Annotated in this window: 16 protein-coding genes; 7 read left to right on the forward strand and 9 right to left on the reverse strand. The window is 36.7% G+C overall.

What is annotated here, in order from left to right; translation table 11 throughout:
- Window positions 1–26: 26 nt before the first annotated feature.
- Window positions 27–1,631 (reverse strand): L-lactate permease, encoded by a 1,605-nt coding sequence (locus P3U61_RS00585; protein WP_014612776.1) that lies wholly within the window; start codon window positions 1,629–1,631, stop codon window positions 27–29.
- A 467-nt stretch (window positions 1,632–2,098) separates the two neighbouring features.
- Here P3U61_RS00585 and bioD point away from each other — a divergent pair, with 467 nt between their 5' ends.
- From bioD to P3U61_RS00610, 5 genes are all read left to right on the forward strand, one after another.
- Window positions 2,099–2,776, forward strand: coding sequence for a dethiobiotin synthase (gene bioD / locus P3U61_RS00590; protein WP_065353946.1), 678 nt, complete (start codon window positions 2,099–2,101; stop codon window positions 2,774–2,776).
- The gene (gene bioA / locus P3U61_RS00595) at window positions 2,766–4,118 is read left to right on the forward strand and encodes an adenosylmethionine--8-amino-7-oxononanoate transaminase (RefSeq protein WP_214542965.1); all 1,353 of its coding nucleotides are present in this window, start codon (window positions 2,766–2,768) and stop codon (window positions 4,116–4,118) included. Before bioD ends, bioA begins: the two co-directional genes overlap by 11 nt.
- A 2-nt stretch (window positions 4,119–4,120) precedes the next feature.
- Complete coding sequence (locus tag P3U61_RS00600) at window positions 4,121–5,239, forward strand: aminotransferase class I/II-fold pyridoxal phosphate-dependent enzyme (protein ID WP_203163304.1); 1,119 nt, start codon at window positions 4,121–4,123, stop codon at window positions 5,237–5,239.
- A 2-nt stretch (window positions 5,240–5,241) separates the two neighbouring features.
- A complete protein-coding gene (locus tag P3U61_RS00605; protein WP_214542963.1) occupies window positions 5,242–5,934 on the forward strand; it encodes a 6-carboxyhexanoate--CoA ligase in 693 nt (230 codons plus the stop codon).
- Window positions 5,935–6,201: 267 nt separating this feature from the next.
- A complete protein-coding gene (locus P3U61_RS00610) occupies window positions 6,202–7,236 on the forward strand; it encodes a family 20 glycosylhydrolase (protein WP_140240826.1) in 1,035 nt (344 codons plus the stop codon).
- On the opposite strand, the gene icaC is transcribed toward P3U61_RS00610, so the two are convergent.
- The 7 genes from icaC to P3U61_RS00645 all read right to left on the reverse strand — a co-directional run bounded on the left by icaC (window position 7,233) and on the right by P3U61_RS00645 (window position 13,719).
- Window positions 7,233–8,291, reverse strand: coding sequence for a polysaccharide intercellular adhesin biosynthesis/export protein IcaC (gene icaC / locus P3U61_RS00615; protein WP_014612782.1), 1,059 nt, complete (start codon window positions 8,289–8,291; stop codon window positions 7,233–7,235). The two genes, P3U61_RS00610 and icaC, sit on opposite strands and share 4 nt — an antisense overlap.
- Window positions 8,278–9,144, reverse strand: a complete 867-nt coding sequence (gene icaB / locus P3U61_RS00620; protein WP_014612783.1) for an intercellular adhesin biosynthesis polysaccharide N-deacetylase — start codon at window positions 9,142–9,144, stop codon at window positions 8,278–8,280. Before icaB ends, icaC begins: the two co-directional genes overlap by 14 nt.
- Window positions 9,128–9,424 carry an intracellular adhesion protein IcaD gene (gene icaD / locus P3U61_RS00625; protein ID WP_233509097.1) on the reverse strand — a complete coding sequence of 99 codons (297 nt, stop codon included), beginning with the start codon at window positions 9,422–9,424 and terminating at the stop codon, window positions 9,128–9,130. Before icaD ends, icaB begins: the two co-directional genes overlap by 17 nt.
- Window positions 9,421–10,647: a poly-beta-1,6 N-acetyl-D-glucosamine synthase IcaA gene (gene icaA / locus P3U61_RS00630; RefSeq protein WP_311744488.1), complete on the reverse strand. Its 1,227-nt coding sequence runs from the start codon at window positions 10,645–10,647 to the stop codon at window positions 9,421–9,423. The genes icaD and icaA overlap by 4 nt, the downstream gene beginning before the upstream one ends.
- An 83-nt stretch (window positions 10,648–10,730) precedes the next feature.
- A complete protein-coding gene (locus P3U61_RS00635) occupies window positions 10,731–11,612 on the reverse strand; it encodes a helix-turn-helix transcriptional regulator (protein WP_063278666.1) in 882 nt (293 codons plus the stop codon).
- Between the two features lie 572 nt (window positions 11,613–12,184).
- Window positions 12,185–12,709, reverse strand: a complete 525-nt coding sequence (locus P3U61_RS00640) for a DoxX family protein (protein WP_014612788.1) — start codon at window positions 12,707–12,709, stop codon at window positions 12,185–12,187.
- A 383-nt stretch (window positions 12,710–13,092) separates the two neighbouring features.
- Window positions 13,093–13,719, reverse strand: a complete 627-nt coding sequence (locus tag P3U61_RS00645; protein WP_014612789.1) for an FMN-dependent NADH-azoreductase — start codon at window positions 13,717–13,719, stop codon at window positions 13,093–13,095.
- A gap of 260 nt (window positions 13,720–13,979) precedes the next feature.
- Here P3U61_RS00645 and P3U61_RS00650 point away from each other — a divergent pair, with 260 nt between their 5' ends.
- Window positions 13,980–14,672, forward strand: a complete 693-nt coding sequence (locus P3U61_RS00650; RefSeq protein ID WP_099997501.1) for a CPBP family intramembrane glutamic endopeptidase — start codon at window positions 13,980–13,982, stop codon at window positions 14,670–14,672.
- Between the two features lie 261 nt (window positions 14,673–14,933).
- Window positions 14,934–15,350 (forward strand): Lrp/AsnC family transcriptional regulator, encoded by a 417-nt coding sequence (locus P3U61_RS00655; RefSeq protein ID WP_099997500.1) that lies wholly within the window; start codon window positions 14,934–14,936, stop codon window positions 15,348–15,350.
- Window positions 15,351–15,434: 84 nt separating this feature from the next.
- Here the strand turns inward: P3U61_RS00655 and P3U61_RS00660 are convergent, their stop codons facing one another.
- Window positions 15,435–16,862 (reverse strand): pyridoxal phosphate-dependent decarboxylase family protein, encoded by a 1,428-nt coding sequence (locus P3U61_RS00660; protein ID WP_099997499.1) that lies wholly within the window; start codon window positions 16,860–16,862, stop codon window positions 15,435–15,437.
- Between the last annotated feature and the right edge of the window lie 122 nt (window positions 16,863–16,984).

Consider the following 16,984-nt stretch of genomic DNA (forward strand, 5'->3'; position numbering starts at 1 on the left):
TAGCCTGAGCACTCTTTTTTGATATGTTATAAGAAAAATGTTGCGAATACAAATGCACTGATACCGACAAGTGCACAGTATAATAATGCAGGTCCGAGCGTTTTACGAATGACACTACCTTCTTTGCCTGCCATATTTACAACGGCACACACTGCTACGACGTTATGCACACAAATCATGTTTCCTGCTGCACCCCCAATAACTTGGGCGGCTAAGACAGTATACAGGTCAGCACCAATCGCATCTGCAATGTTCGCTTGGACAGGTGCGAATGTTAATGTTGAAACGGTCGCACTTCCTGTAATGAATGAGCCAAGTGCGCCTAAAAACGGTGCGACGAATAGCCACATATCACCAAATGTATGCGCCATCCCATTCGCGATAAATTCAGGCATGCTGAGTAAATCTTTACTGTTGAGGCCTGAGTTACTGAAAACGTGTACCATCGCTAACGTGGCAATGAGGGTGAAACCTGTCACGCTAATTGTTTTGGCCGAATCTTTACATGCTTTTGAAAAGTGACGGAATGATTTACGTTGGATGAGAATCGCAAAAATGGCTGCGATAAATAAAATCGTTCCTGGTGAATAAAGTAATTGCCAACTAGATGAGATGGTTGGGTAACCTAAAATATGAGTCCAAGATAAGTCGAGTACAGTTGTTGTCAATGTTTTGACCGGTGCTACAATACGCGTTAATAATAAGAGTACGACTACGATTATGTAAGGAGACCATGCAGCCAGTAAACTCATTTCATGTGGCTGTGATAAGTCTGACACTTTGTAGTCATCTGTTAAAGCTTCTGTCCATTCATTTTTAGGGACGAGCCAGCCTTTACGCGCAGTTACAACAGCAACGATTAATGTTGTCAATGAACTTAAAATGGAGACGAACTCAGGACCAGTAAGTGAAGCATAGATCCAAGCAACAATTGCGTACACGGCACCGATGAGTAATGTCCATGGCAAGATTTCTAATACGGCTTTTAATTTATTAGATTTCCCGAAGAAAATAATCATTGTTGTCACGATAATCAGTGGGATGAACACACCGCTGAATAAGTCAATTAATGTAATGTGAATCGCAGTTTCGGAAAATAGTTGCTCATTGGCCCTTTTTAATGTACTTAACCCGACGATGACGGGTGTTCCGACTGCTCCGAATGAAACGGAAATACTGTCGGCAATTAACGCAGTAGTCACACTTACAAGCGGTCTAAAGCCGAGTGCAACCATCAAAGGTGCAGTCACCATGGCAGGTGTTCCAAAACCAGATGCCCCCTCGATTAAAGAACCAAATAAAAATGCAACGATAATGACTTGGATACGCATGTCACTGGATACACCTTGGAAACTTGCATTGATACGTGCGACGGCATTCGTTTCACGTAATGTATTTAAGAGCGTTAATGCGCCAAATAAAATTAAAATGATCGTTAATGTTTTATGTGCACCTTGTAATAAAGATGCCCCGATTACACCTGCTTCAATGCCCCACACTGAAAAGCCTAGCAATGTTACGACGATCGCACTAATTGTCATCCCAACGAGCGCGGACATCCTTAACAAAACAAGACAAATAAATGGTGTGATGACTGCACTTAATGCAACAAGCATCAATAAAGTATTCATTTCTTGACCCCCTAAAGAACTTTCCCTTAATAGACATCTTATGACTAGATGACTGTATCGATTGAATTGTAAGCGTTTTTACTACAGATTGCAATCAAATTTTTTCGAGTATCTTTTTGTTTGTCACATTTCTGACAATTTTTACTATTACACATAAATTTTTAATTCATTTTTTCACAAAAAGAAACTAAAGCTAATCGTCTCATTAAAGGTTTAAACACTGTCTGTGTCATGAGTTGATATGTGAAAACTCATGTAAGCGTTGTATATATGAAAATCATTTATTTTGAGAGACTAATAATAATAGAATGTAACTTTTTTTGAGAATAAATGCGACACATCATAGTATCTGTAGTAAATATGGCCACAAATTCAAAATGTAAACTTAAATATAAAATATGTTTACAATGAGGATTGAAAGCAGTAACATATGAACAGTATACAACGACAAGAATAAGGTGATAGCGATGAAATTGTTTATAACAAGTACGAATACGGATGTCGGAAAAACATACGTGACAACCCATCTGTATCATTACCTGACACGCAAAGGGTTAAAGGTGCATATTATTAAGCCATTTCAAACGGAAGTGTTACCTGATGGCAAGTACCCTGATTTAGAAAGTTATCAAAAAATGTGTGGTCTGTCGTATGCTGATACGTCTTTTTATATGTTTGCAGCACCAGTATCACCGCATTTGGCATTCAAGTTAGAACCACATCAACAACTAGATCGTATGGCAATTAAGGCATGGGTTCAGACTTGGCATGCGCAATGTGATGTGTTGCTCATAGAGGGCGCAGGAGGCATTGGGGTACCATTATATGAAGATGAAACGACATTTTATATGACAGCAGATTTCATTCGTGACGTCGCGGATGGTGTCATCAGCGTTTTGCCTTCACAGTTAGGGGCGATTAGTGATGCGCTCGTTCATCATCATTATTTGACGACGATGCAACTCCCTAAAGGATTATATGTAATGAATCGATACACCGATACACCCATTGAGCAGGATAACCATCAAACGATTGAAAAAATAACGGGACGTCATGTCGAAGTATTTCCAGAAGCAGGTACGGATAGAGATTTTTCTGAAACGTTGTTCGATCAAATTAAAGGAGTGATAACATATGAAACATGAAACTTTAGTACAGAAGGACCGTGATTATGTATGGCATCCTTTTACACAAATGGGCATGTATAATCAACAAGATCCTATCATCATTGAAAAAGGGAAAGGAAGCTATTTGTATGATACGAGAGGTCGCAAGTATCTAGATGGTTACGCGTCGTTATGGGTAAATGTCCATGGTCACCAAAATCGACAGCTCAACCGTGCGATACAGCGTCAACTGAATCAGATTGCGCATTCAACGTTACTCGGTTCATCTAACGTGCCGTCCATTTTACTTGCTGAACAATTGGTGACGATGACGCCTGAACGCTTACAAAAAGTGTTTTATTCTGATACAGGAAGTGCAGCAGTGGAAATTGCGATTAAGATGGCCTATCAATATTGGAAAAATTTGGACGCGGAAAGATATGCCAAGAAAAATAAGTTTTTGACGCTGCATCAAGCGTATCATGGCGACACAATTGGCTCGGTCAGTGTTGGTGGGATTGATACGTTTCACCGCATTTTCAAAGACTTGATTTTCGAGAACATTCAAGTACCATGCCCGTCTTTTTACCATAGTGACTATGCATCTGAAGTAACAATGGTGGACGACATATTAAAACAAATTGAGGCTATTTTACAAGCGCGTGCAGACGAAATTGTAGGCTTTGTGATCGAGCCGCTGATTCAAGGCGCAACAGGACTTTATGTACATCCAGAGGGATTTTTGAAAGCAGTCGAACAACTGTGTAGAAAGTACAATATTTTACTCATAGTGGATGAAGTTGCGGTCGGATTTGGTCGAACTGGCAAAATGTTCGCCTGTGAGCATGAAGACGTCCAACCTGACTTGATGTGTTTAGGCAAAGCCATGACAGGTGGTTATGTCCCATTAGCCGCAACATTAACGTCCCAAGCGGTTTACGATGCCTTTTTAAGTGATGCACATGCGAAACAGACCTTTTTCCACGGCCATACATATACGGGCAATCAAGTCGTTTGTGCTGTTGCGCTTGAAAATATTCGCCTGTTTCAAACACGTCATCTCATCCATCATATTGAAAAGACGTCGACTACTTTACGTAAATCTTTAGAGACATTGAGTGCGCATCCGCATGTAGGTAATATACGTGGGAGAGGGTTAATGTACGCTGTGGAGCTTGTAGAAAATTGTTCAGACAAGACACCTCTTGATATTGCACAAGTGGAGGCGATGATTGCGAAATGTAAGCAAGAAGGACTGATGATTAGAAATTTAGAAAATATTATCACCTTTGTGCCTGTCCTAAGTATGTCCAATCGTGAAATTAAAAAGATGGTTCGCATATTTAAAAAGGCATTACATCATGTTTTAAAGGAGCGTTAGTGATGGATCTTCAGCGCAAATTAGATGCAATCCAAGCTAAGGGTCAATTACGTCAATTGCGTGAAGTGGAAGCGGTCGATGGTAAGTGGTTAACGGTGCAAGGGCGTCGTTTTTTGAATTTTACCTCGAATGACTATTTAGGTTTAGGACAAATGACACACGTTGATGGGATGTCAGAAAAGGGACAAAAGCATCTCGCAAGTTCACGATTAGTGAGTGGTAACTCAGCACTATATACGAAGATTGAACGGTTGCTAAGCACACACTTTCATTTTGAAGATGCATTGGTCACGACGAGTGGTTATGATGCTAACTTAGCGGTAATGCAAGCTTTTCAAGATGAAACGGTGGTGGTGTTTTCTGATGAGGCCAATCATGCGAGTATCATTGATGGGATACGATTGAGTAGGCTTAAGAAAGTTATTTATCCGCACAATGATGTCGTAGCGTTGGAAAAAGCATTACTTCAATATCCTGAAACGTTGACCAAAGTTATCGTGACAGACAGCGTCTTTTCTACTGATGGTGCTTTCGCGAAACTCGACGCACTTGTTCAGTTAAAAGCAAATATACCGAATATATGGCTCGTTGTAGATGATGCACACGCTTTTGGTCTTCGCTTGCATACACATTATTCAAATATTGATATTTTAACGACCAGTTTATCCAAAGGTGTAGGTGCGCATGGTGGCGCGATTTTATGTTCAGCACTTTTTAAACAAGTGCTCATTAATGTCGCACGACCAGTCATTTATTCTAATGCATTACCACAACTTCAGTTAGCTCAGATATACGAAAATTTGAAAATAATGTTGGCGCAACCTGAAAAGGCACAAGTATTGCATCAATTAAGTGATACATTCAATCAGTTATATGAACGTGACTTTGGCGTGCCATACGAAGGCCACTCAAGGACGCCGATTAAGTGGATTTCTTTTGATGATGATGAGATCGAATGTGTCTATCAAGCGTTGTTGGCACAAGGAATATGGGTGAGCTATTTTAGATATCCGACTGTTACACGGCCAATATTGCGCGTGTCACTTTCATTATTTCACGATGCCCATGATTTGGAATATTTGTTTGAGCAATTATTGCTTGCACGTTGCAAGGGGGTGTAATGATGTACAGTGTTAAAATGAGAGCGAATCAGGGGGGCGTTCATATCAGTGGCGCTGAAACAATTTGTGAAGCACAAAAGATTCCGGCAGTCTTGCAAACATTTTTTGACAAAGGATTTCAACATGAAAATGGTGATGTCGATTTTTTGAATTTAAAAATTGAAAAGGTTACGGAACCATTGCACACACTTGAGGCTTTACCGATTATTGAAGATACAACGCATACATTAGAGGCGTTGTGTGAAATGCATGGGATTACGAAAGAGGCGCTTGACAAAGGAATGGGATATATTTTTGATGACACGCAATATAGGGGGGCAATCATCGTCTCTGCTCAAACGGGAGAGCGTCTAGATCAAACAGGAGAAAAAGGTGTTCGGGTGACCCATTTTTGCTTTGAAGATCATGCGCGTATACCGCTTGTTAGTTCACGTATTCAAGATGCTTTGACGATAGCGACGTGTATTACAGCATTCGCACAAGTGAAAGGGGAATTGTGTGTATCGGATGATTTACATTACACGACAGGCTATTTTGCCTCTGCACACCGCGGTTATTATCGTTTACATCATATTAAGCCTACAGGTACACGTTTTGGCGGTCGCGTTATTTTTGTTGATGATGCCTTATCTATTGATTCTTATAGTTCATTTTTACAACAGCAACCGAAACAAGTCATTCGCCATGAACAATAGCAAAAAGTGGTCACTTTTCTTTTGAAAAAGGGAGGTGACCCTTGTTTTTATATAAAAATATGCGTGGTTTGATTTCGATAAAGAGGGGAAATATAACCGGAATGGATTGCGTATTATGGGTGGATGTGTTGATTTGAAAAGTGACATATATTGTCTTTACTTCAATTGCGTAAACGTAATAAAGAGATAAAAAAGTAGACGTCGAGACACGATATTTCTGCCATCTTAACATTTCCCGGGAAAACATGCATAAAGGAGGTTGTAAAAATGAAGTGGGGGTTTTCAATAGGGTTAAGTTTAATGCTCATCTTCACAACGTTTCAAAGTGAAGCAGTCGCACCTAAATTTCAAAAAGGGGTGAATATTGATATTGCACGTAAAGATTATTCGTTGGAGACAATTAAAGAGATTGTTGATACGATAGCAAAATATGATGGGGACTATTTACAGTTGCACTTTGCTGACGATCAACACCATGCGGTTGATTTACCAGGCATGTCACCAATGAAGCGGGATACATTGTCATATGAGGAAATTAAAACGCTCATCAAATATAGCAATAAGCGTGACGTTATGGTAGTGCCCGATATTGATTTCCCGTCACATGCGGGTGCGTTGCTACAACAGTTGAAAAAACAAGATAAAGCTCGATATAAAACGGTCGTGTCCAATTTTAGTACGAACACTGTAGACTATTTTGATAATCAAGAAGCAGTCAAATGGAGCAGCGAATATTTAAAAGACGTGATGTCGTTGTTTGAACAGCCAAAATTTAAAGGAGAACAACGAATTGTTATTGGAGGAGATGAGGTGCCTGGAGCGATGGACCATCAAAAAGCATTCGTACATTTCATGAATAAATTAGCTGAAACAGCAAAAAATAAAGGCTACCAACCCCAAATTTGGAATGATAGCCTTACAAAGCAAGGTGTTCAGCAGTTAGATGCACATGTTTCTGTCTTATATTGGAATCAACACGAAGCCACACATCGTCAGCAAGCACATGTAGAGGATTTGGTAAAAGCAAATATCTCTGTGTTTAACTACAATGCATCAACTTTATATTTTTTACCATCGTCTCAACATTCTAAACAAACGATTCAACAGCAACAACAATTTATTGAACGTTATTATGCTGACAATCGATTTAATTATTTTAATGATGCACATCATGTCGTCGCCCAACCGAATATTCAAGGTTCTGCATTGTCATTTTGGGGTGAGCATGCGGAGACGTTGTCACAACAAGAAATACTCCAACAACTTCAACCACTCATCAAAACGTATTTAACCCAAAATTAAGACAGTTGAATATTTAAATTATAGGGCTGTTTGCCAATTGCGAATCGAAAAATGCGAAACTCTCGTAAAAATAACCCGATACCTATACAAATACCAAGTGTATAGAGAAGTGAAATCGCGATAAAAACAAATGTTAAATCTGCAAAGTTCAAAAAGTATTCATACAGTGTGCTCAAAATGATGGGATGGAACAAGTAAATGAAAAATGAAAATGCACTAATCAAGTTGATTGTACCTAACATCATTTGTTTGAAATGAAGACAGAGGCTTAGCAACAACAAGAACATCAGTGTATGGTATAACATCAAATTTTCATTAAAGCTTGTCACCCATCCATAATCATGCTGTTGAAATATAACAAACACGCCAAATGATAAAATCGCTAAAGTGATAATAATAAAGACGTATTGACGTAAAAAATTGATAACTGCATTATACCTCCTACCAATATAAGCCCCGAAAAAGAAAAAGAAAATCCAGCCGAGCATACATGTGTTTTCGCTTAATGGATAAATCGACATAAATTTTTCGGCAAATGCAGGATTCGTATCAAATTGATGTAAAAAACTAAACTGAATGATAAAGGAAAGAGCGAGCAAAATTTTACTATCAAATATTTTTGGGGATACTTTAAAAATGACATAGCTTAGTAAGACGAACTGCATAATGACGATAATAAAGTAACCGTGCCAACGTCCAAGCAATAAATTTTCGAACAGTTGATGTGTAAATGATGTTGCGGTAATTCTGCTCTCACTAAAACAATAAAATGTACCCACGATAAAGTAAGGCAGCAAAATGTATTTCACACGTGACCATATATAATTTACATTGACAGTTTCGTAATTTAATGTTGTCAACAGTTGAGACAAGATAATAAAACTTGGTGTACCGAAAATGACAATATGTTGCAAATAATAAATCAGTTTCAGTTCAGCAAGATTACTCGTATCAAGATGACGCATAAATTCAGTGAAAATGTGCGTCAGAATGATAAGCATGCAGGTGAATGCTCGAAAATAGACGAGTTCTAGCTTTGTTTTACGACGCGTCATGATTGAAAGCACCCCATTTTTTCACTAATTCATTAAAAGCGTCCTGGCTCACTAAAATACGTGGAATATAGTAGTTTTTATCATCGACAGACATTGCTTTTTCTTCCAACGTATAACCATATGAGATACCACTATCTTTAATTATTTCTACCGCTTCATCGTTCACTTGCCCATAAGGATAGGCAATGGCTGTTTCTTTACGATTGAAATGTTGATCGAGATAATCATTGCTTGTTTGCAAATCATATTTCAGTACTTTAGAACTCACTGTTAACATTTTAGATTTCGTTTTTTCTAATGAATGCAAATCATGTGTATGTGATTGAAAGGTCCATAAGCCTGAGCGTTCCATTTCTTCGAGTTCGTCTATAGTAGATAAATTCAAATTATGAAAGTTTTGAGCCCCAACTTCGCCAGTAATCACAAATCCTGTCGCAGGAACTTGATATTTCTTTAAGATGGGAAATGCATTTTTGTATATAGACTCGTCCATGTCGTCAAAATTAATCCAGACGCTTCGTTTCGGAAAGTGGCCTTCTCGTTTATAGCGAATCAACTCTTCATGCGTTAAAAAGTGTGCATCATGTGCTTTGAGCCATTTGATTTGTCGTTCAAACTCGGCTTTACTCACACTATAAGTTGAAATTTCTTTACTGTTAGAAAAAATGAATAAAAATAAATCTAAAAAATCATCATTTCTGATTCTATGGTAATTTAAGGCCAGTGCGGTTTTATCGCCGTCATCTTTAAGTTTGTGCGTTTCTGCTTCTGCCTGATTCGTTGGGAAAAGTGCCATAGCCATTGTATAGACGACACACCCTATGGCTATGAAAAGTTTAAAGAAATTTACCATCGTTAATGCCTTCTTTCTTATTGCGATATAGATGAACGCATATACTTGTAGTAAAAATCATTGTGACAATCACTATAAAACTCGCCATTTTTACAAAAATCTGATTCATTGAGTCTGGTTCAATATTGAGCACCGTTCGTATTAATAACACCGAATGTGCGCTAATACGTAATAATGAACCGATAATTAAAATAAATGCAATCAAGCAATAAAGCCACAATGAAATAGAGAAGCAAAAGATAATGACTTCTCGAATTAAATTTAATATGCTATGTTTCAATCTTTTTTTCCTCTGTCTGGACTTGACCATGTTGCAAATTCACCTTTCTTTCTGAGCAATGCTTTCGGAAATGCTAACATCGCTACAAGTGCATTGAGAACCCAATAGATAGTGGGGTACCAGCTTAAATAAAATAGTGTAAACATATTTTGTTTTTCATAACGTGAATCGATGATTAAAGACACCGTAAACTGCACAATATTGATAAACGTTAAAATAAGTGCCGATAAAATAATGATTGAAAAGTGATATTGAAGATAATAAATATCTAGAAAATTAGAATTCAAAAATGCCAACAATAAAGAAATGACAATCCAATACACCCAAATGAGCGAGAAAAATTGCTCGAATACAAGCATATATAAAGCGGGGTTCATCGATTTCAGTCCTTTTAAACCATCGCGAATGAGCACCTCTTGCCCACCTTGTGCCCACCGTATTCGTTGTTTCCATAAACCTGAAACTGTTTCGGGGACAAGCATCCAACAAAGAGCACGTGGCTCGTATTTAATGTGGTAGCCGTGCAAATGGAACTTCCACGAAATTGCGATATCTTCAGTAATCATATCAATATCCCAACGCCCTACAGCCTCAATTGCGCTTTTACGAAATAATGTAAACACACCAGAAATAGTGTTGATTTTCCCCATAATAGACTGGGCCCTTTTAATACTTCCGACCATACTGGCATATTCAATAGCCTGTATTTTTCCTAACAATGCGCGTTTATTGCGAATACGCGGATTACCTGTAACTGCAGCGAGTTTTGGATTCTTTTTGAAATGTTCCAGCATAAAATACGGTCCGTCATTATCAATCATCGTATCGGCATCAATCCCCATTACATAATCATATGTTGCATATTTTAGTCCTTGATTTAATGCATTTGCTTTTCCATTATTTTCTGGCAAATCAACAAAAATAAAATCTAATGTATTTTGAAGTCGATAAAGTATTTCTGCCGAGTTGTCAGAACTCCCATCATTAATCACGATGATTTCTTTATTTGGAAATTCTAACGCTCCAATACTTTTAATCGTATCAGCTATCGTATCAGCTTCGTTAAAACATGGAATTAAAAATGAAATACCGTCCTTCCCAATATTTTTATTCGGCGCCTTTTTTAGTCTTATTTCATAAAAAAGAGCATAAAACAGTGTGCCGACTATCCAATAAATAGACATAAATAAAGGATATAACAGCAGAATCAGTAAAATATCCATAACAATTAACCTCCTAAATCATAAGAGTGAAGGGAGGAGCGTTGTTATATATTGTTTAGGTAGATAATATGAATCAAACTAAACTATTGTATTTCTTGAAATAAATAAACTTGGCAAAGTTGATTTATATAAGTAACAAATTTTTTGTATAAGCGAGGTGGACCAATAATTCTAATATGAGGACTGTGTAGGAGACATAATTCGAATGCTTCGATAAATGCAATATTAAAGATGACTGTATAAAGATTGTCTTTTTTAGAAATAATTTTATTCACTTTATATAAATCTTTAATATGTGACCATACAGTTACATCCATTTCAAGCGTTACTTCCATTTTATTGGATAAGGTTTGTGGTGCTTGATCATCGATTTCTACTTGGTGAATTCGTTTGATTTGTAAGTATTGTTCTTGTAAATCCATTCCCCGATATACGAGATACCAGTCTTCTTTAAAATGAATGACCTTAATAGGAAGTAAGCGTATCATGAATCCTTCTTCTGTTGTAATATTAAGCAATTGTCGCTCCTCAACCGCATGATATAACACGAGTAAAACTTTATGTGACATAAACTGGTTCGTACTTTTAATGGCTTTAAGATAAGTTTCATATTTTTGCTTATCATTCGGAAACAATACATTAATCATATATTTTAATGCTTCTTTCATACTATTAGGTATGACTGTTTTATTCGCCACTAAATAAATGAGTAAAATTTCAAGCCCTTCCAAATCTTTCATTTGATGGTTAGATTGAATAAGATAATTGTTATCTTTGTAGTTAAAAATAATATCCTTTTTCATCACCCATTCTTCATTGTCATAAAAATAATTTCTAATGGCTTGAATATCTCTTTTGATTGTCCTTTCATTCACATTGAATTCATCAGCTAAAAGTGTCTTGTCAATTTTTTGTTGATGAATTAACCGTGTATATATACTTAATAACCTATGAGCTCGTTTCAATGCCTCACCTTCTCTCTTTTACTGTATTATAAGTAATGCTTGGGACATTTATGTGTACAACTTAGTTTCAATTCAATGTCACTTTTTAAAGAATAGGTAACAAACACTTTACACGAATATCTTAAAGGACAAATTATGTCATCGTGATGTATATATTTAATAAAGATTGAGGATTAATTATAAAATAAAGTGACATAAATACAGTGCTAATAGTAATTTAATCCGATATAAGTAACATACTATTACTAAATTTTGATGGACATATTGAATGGAAGAATCAGTGCGAGGTGTAGAGAAGCCGTTGAATTCTTAGTGAGTGATGTTTCAAAAAATGGGACTCTTTTTAAGTAAGATAAATCTGTTGTGTTAAAGTGTTTGATGAAAACCCACGATATAATAGGCACGAATTAAGCGATAAATAGAGAGTTTAATAAATTTTTGAATCATTGCTGAAATTTGAAAGTGATGTATGGTAATGCAATATGAAAACATAAAAAACCAGGGCGTACTTGTGATATCATGCAGTTGAACTGCCACACAAGTGCGCCCTGGTTGATAGTCAAAATAAAAGTTTAAACGCTTGTATCTTTAGTTTCTGGATGATAGTTAAAGATGCTGAAAAACTTTTTGCTTAAAAGTGATTTTAAGAAACGATCCACGCCGAAGTGTCCACTATTGTAACCAGCGACAAAGATGAAAAATCCGATTAAAATATAGAGTGGATTGATTGAAACGGTTCCAGCGAATAAGAATAAAAAGTTTAATACTAAACCGATGAATGCCCCGATTGGAGTGAATAGGCCAAAAATTAATAGTAGGCCAACAACAATCTCTGAAATTGGTATTAATATATTAATAAATGGTGTCATCGGTAGCACAATATGTTCTAAAAACGAAGTGAATAGTGGGTATTGTGTACTACCATCCACACCTATAACAGGGTGAAGCACAGCGTTTTGTAGAAAACCACCAGCGTCGAACCCCTTGCCATTCGTAATTTTTCCTAGACCTGCCATAAACCAACCGTATCCAAGGTAAATACGGAAAATAAGCAATAAAATACTTGCTATTGTACTTTGTTGTAACCATCTAATCATTAGACATACGCCTCCTCATTATATTTGTAAATGCATTGAATTGTTCGTAAGTATACTTTTTATACTTCTGAATTTATTATATACAATCCTATCTCATTGCACAATATCAATGTGACAATGTTCACAAATTAGATGAATTTAATATCATTTATTTTTTATGTAACGGACAATAGAGGTATAGCTTAAAAGTGGGAAGTGAAGTTGACGGTGCAAATTTGAAATGTGATAGCTTCTTTCTAAATGGTTTGAGGGCAGAGGGGAATTACATTAATCATGTGACTAAAGAAATGCACCAGACAATAAAACATAAGCATATATTACACTACAAAAAAGACGCTTCCATAAAGGATATGGTAAGCGCCTTTTTAAGGTTAAAGTCAATATTAGAAGTTGTGTCCAAGTTCTTCAGCTTGACGAAGTGAATGTGCTTTAATTTCTTCACTACGTTCTGGAGCAGCATGATGTCCTTCAACAATAATTGTTTCATAAGAAGGTACACCAAAGAATGCCATCATTGTTTTAATGTAACGGTCACCGTGTTCTAGGTCAACACCAGGGCCTTCAGAGTAGAAACCGCCACGTGCTTGAATGTGTAAAGCTTTTTTGTCAGTTAATAAACCAACAGGACCTTCTGGAGTATATTTGAAAGTTTTACCTGCTACTGCAACTGCATCGATATATGCTTTAAGTACAGGTGGGAATGATAAGTTCCACATTGGTGAAACGAATACATATTTATCTGCATTGATGAATTCATCAACGATTTCACCTAAACGATTTACTTTTTTCTCTTCAGCTTCTGTTAAAGTTTCTCCGTTTTGTAATTTACCCCAACCAGTAAAGACATCTGCATCAATTTGTGGGATATCTTCTTTGAATAAGTCGATGTGTACAACTTCATCTTCTGGGTGCGCTTTTTCGTAAGTTTCTTTAAAAGTTTTACCGGCAGCCATTGAAGCTGAAAGTAATTCGTCAAGAGGGTGTGCTGTAATATAAAGTAATTTAGCCATAATTATGATTTCCTTCCTTTTTTCAAGAATTGATAATGTTATTATAACAGGTATAAAAAATATATCAACAAAAAAACCTCGAATTCGTAATTTTTTTTGGAATGCTTCGTGAAAGTTTCTATTTATGGAAAAAAAGCATCATAAGGACAGGGTAGGTTTAGTGGGGAAAGTAAATGGATCGGTGCATTATTGTAAAGGTGTACTGTTATTGGTATAGTGAATTGACGTGATTAAAGTGACACATATAAAGGAGTATTCACATGACAACTTTACCAACTGCGGGGAAACCTATTTATTATCGTGATTTTATCATTGTCCCTGTCTTTATTTTATTGCAATACACTTTTCCGTTATTAGCAGAAGAAGTTTTCCCGAATCTATTAGAGAGGCTTTTTGATTATACGTTACAACCATCAGGCTACAACATTCTTTTTAATGTGATGATGTGCTTGGCCCAAGTGATTGTTATCGCCATTTTTATGTTGTTACATCGCCAACATGTTGTTGCTAGGATCAAAACGCAACTCATTGGTATGCGTCAACATTTGTGGCGTATCATCATCGTTTATTTATTGCTAGTTAGCTTTATTTTTATTTATCAGCGTGTCATTCCTCCAATGACGATACAGGATGATTTAATTACAATACCACTAAGTTTTGTGACGATTGGCATTTTAACTCCAATAGTTGAAGAATTGTTATTTCGACATCTCATTATTGGTGAACTCGGAAAAAAATGGGGATTTCGATGGATGGCAGTCGTTTCTATAATTGCTTTTGGTGCAGCGCATTTCCTTCATTTTACATCGATATGGACATTTGTCCCCTATATGGTTGGAGGGATTGCGATGACATACATCTATATCGCTTCAGGACGCAATATTTTAGTTGCAGTAGCGCTTCACATTATGATTAATTCAGTATCTCAAATTTTAAGTATGTTGGGCATTTGATACGTGTCTAAGTTTTTCATTTTTCTCATTTACGTGGGGGATCGTGTAAATAGGTCATTTCTACCTGTTGTGTAAAGAGATGAATGTGTATCAGTATGACAATTTAGTATAGAAAAGGCGATAAGGGGTATCATGTTAAAATTGAATGTGACAAGTTTCTATTTATATAATGAAAACAATAAGAGTAAGTACTGCAATGTTCACTTTGAAGCGAAGTTTTCGAGGTCATAGTCAATATTAATAGAGAAAGTAGGTCATTTGATGGATGATATTGATCTAAAAATATTAAAACTGCTAAAAACAAACGCACGTATGAAAGTGAAAACCATATCTTCTATAGTGATGTTATCAGAACCCAGTGTTAAAAATCGAATTTCTAAAATGATAGAGTCGAAGGTGATTCACGGATTTAATGTAGATGTGAACAATGAAAAGTTAGGTTACATGATTGGTTTTTTCATGAAAGTGACCGAAATTAAAATTGCAATTTCAGAATTTGAAAAACGCCTTCAACAATTTTCGGATTTTCGAGAATACTATGCTGTGACTGGAACTGAAAAATATATCATACATGGATATACAAAAGATATTGCGAGTTTAAATGCGTTGATTTTGAAAATGGAACGTATTGCAGAATTCAACACATCTATCGTATTACATCAAGTGAAGAAGGATTGACATGAAACGTTAGAATCAAACATAAAGCATGGGGTGGGACAACTGATATCCCAGCCCCGTATATCACTTTTGTATTCTAGACCTTTAAGTTTGTGGCTGGCTTGATGCTTCTTGGACATAGTTATTTAGACGCTGTAATGTACCATCAATGTCAGCGCGTGTCGTTTCTGGATGAATTGTACAAAAACGAATAACACGGCGATGGCTTAATTCTGTAGTATACGTAGCGGCATAACCTGATTGTATGATACGTGAAGCAGCAAATTGCATCACTTGATCATTTTCTTCCGGTGTCTTTGTTGGATCTTCGTAGCGGATATTTATAATAGAAAGTTGTGAGGTTGTGACGATTTTCCAATTTTTCATCTGTTGAACTTGTTGTTCGACATAGCGCGCCATTTCTTGCCCATGTTCAATACGTCGTTTAATTTCATTTTCGCCGAGTACTTGTAACGTTACCCACAGCTTTAATCCGCGAGGCGGGCGTGTTAATTCTATACCTAGTTTTTCTGGGTCGATATGTTCATTTGTTGAAGTGATATCATCCAAATATTCTGCTGCAACCCCATAAGTAGACAGGAGATGATTTTTATTTTTAACGATAACCATAGCACAGCTGTATGTTTGAAATAACAACTTGTGTGCATCCCATGTGACACTGTCTACTTTGTCGATGTCTTTTAGTAATTTTTGACCTTCTTCAGTGAAAATGTGTGATAAACCAAAAGCCCCGTCAGCATGAACCCACATTTGATGTTGACGTGCAATACGTGTAATATGCGTTAAATTATCAATGGCGCCTGTATTGGTAGTTCCTGCCGTTGCGACAATCATAATAGGACGATAGCCATTAGTGATGTCTAATTCAATTTGTTGCTCTAAAGCATTAACGTCCATGGTATAAAAATCGTCAGTCGGAATATAGCGGAGTTGTGTTTGCGCAAAACCAGCAATGTGGAATGCTTTTGCGACAGAAAAGTGTGCTTGAGCTGTTAAATATACCGTTACTTCAGACATTTGTGAGAGTGGAATCATCGCATCTCTACCCGCAGTAATCGCAGTCAACGTCGCCATCGAACCACCTGACACAAAGACACCGCCAGACAATGCGGAATCGAAACCTATTTCTTCACTTAAATAGCGAATTAAGCGATGTTCAATTGCAATAGGAAGTGGTGCATTCGCAAAATTTGAAGCGTGAATGTTGTGCGCACTCGTTAAAAAATCAGTAAGCCAAGATAATTGTGAAGCTGGTCCGGGAACAAACGAAAATGTGCGGGGATGATTCGAACGATAGTTATAATTTAAAACCTCGGTATGTAATAAATCCATCACTGCCTCAATACCTTTTCCTTCTTTTGGAATCTTCATATGTTGATATTTTGCTATCATGCTATCTGTTGGTTTGAGTGCGACAGGTAAATCTTTCATCTCTTTGTTTAATAAATTTTTAACTTCATTATAAATAATATGACGCCATTCAGAGCGCGTACTTTTGATGTCTCTGTCCATACGACTGCCTCCTCAATATGCTTGTTAGTTCATATGAATATGATAACGAAGCCATAAGGTATGATTCTAAAGAAAAGATGGACTGAATATTAAAAAGTTAGAGAGTAACATTGACAAAGGGA

This window comes from Staphylococcus pseudintermedius, assembly GCF_034042775.1.
GTDB lineage: Bacteria > Bacillota > Bacilli > Staphylococcales > Staphylococcaceae > Staphylococcus > Staphylococcus pseudintermedius.

Excerpts from the sequence above, each read along its gene's own strand:
- P3U61_RS00610 (WP_140240826.1), top strand. The coding sequence starts at position 6,202 with ATGAAGTGGGGGTTTTCAATAGGGTTAAGTTTAATGCTCATCTTCACA.
- P3U61_RS00585 (WP_014612776.1), bottom strand. The coding sequence starts at position 1,631 with ATGAATACTTTATTGATGCTTGTTGCATTAAGTGCAGTCATCACACCA.
- P3U61_RS00645 (WP_014612789.1), bottom strand. The coding sequence starts at position 13,719 with ATGGCTAAATTACTTTATATTACAGCACACCCTCTTGACGAATTACTT.
- bioA (WP_214542965.1), top strand. The coding sequence starts at position 2,766 with ATGAAACATGAAACTTTAGTACAGAAGGACCGTGATTATGTATGGCAT.
- bioD (WP_065353946.1), top strand. The coding sequence starts at position 2,099 with ATGAAATTGTTTATAACAAGTACGAATACGGATGTCGGAAAAACATAC.
- icaB (WP_014612783.1), bottom strand. The coding sequence starts at position 9,144 with ATGGTAAATTTCTTTAAACTTTTCATAGCCATAGGGTGTGTCGTCTAT.
- P3U61_RS00660 (WP_099997499.1), bottom strand. The coding sequence starts at position 16,862 with ATGGACAGAGACATCAAAAGTACGCGCTCTGAATGGCGTCATATTATT.
- P3U61_RS00650 (WP_099997501.1), top strand. The coding sequence starts at position 13,980 with ATGACAACTTTACCAACTGCGGGGAAACCTATTTATTATCGTGATTTT.
- P3U61_RS00640 (WP_014612788.1), bottom strand. The coding sequence starts at position 12,709 with ATGATTAGATGGTTACAACAAAGTACAATAGCAAGTATTTTATTGCTT.
- icaA (WP_311744488.1), bottom strand. The coding sequence starts at position 10,647 with ATGGATATTTTACTGATTCTGCTGTTATATCCTTTATTTATGTCTATT.
- icaC (WP_014612782.1), bottom strand. The coding sequence starts at position 8,291 with ATGACGCGTCGTAAAACAAAGCTAGAACTCGTCTATTTTCGAGCATTC.
- P3U61_RS00605 (WP_214542963.1), top strand. The coding sequence starts at position 5,242 with ATGTACAGTGTTAAAATGAGAGCGAATCAGGGGGGCGTTCATATCAGT.
- P3U61_RS00600 (WP_203163304.1), top strand. The coding sequence starts at position 4,121 with ATGGATCTTCAGCGCAAATTAGATGCAATCCAAGCTAAGGGTCAATTA.
- P3U61_RS00655 (WP_099997500.1), top strand. The coding sequence starts at position 14,934 with ATGGATGATATTGATCTAAAAATATTAAAACTGCTAAAAACAAACGCA.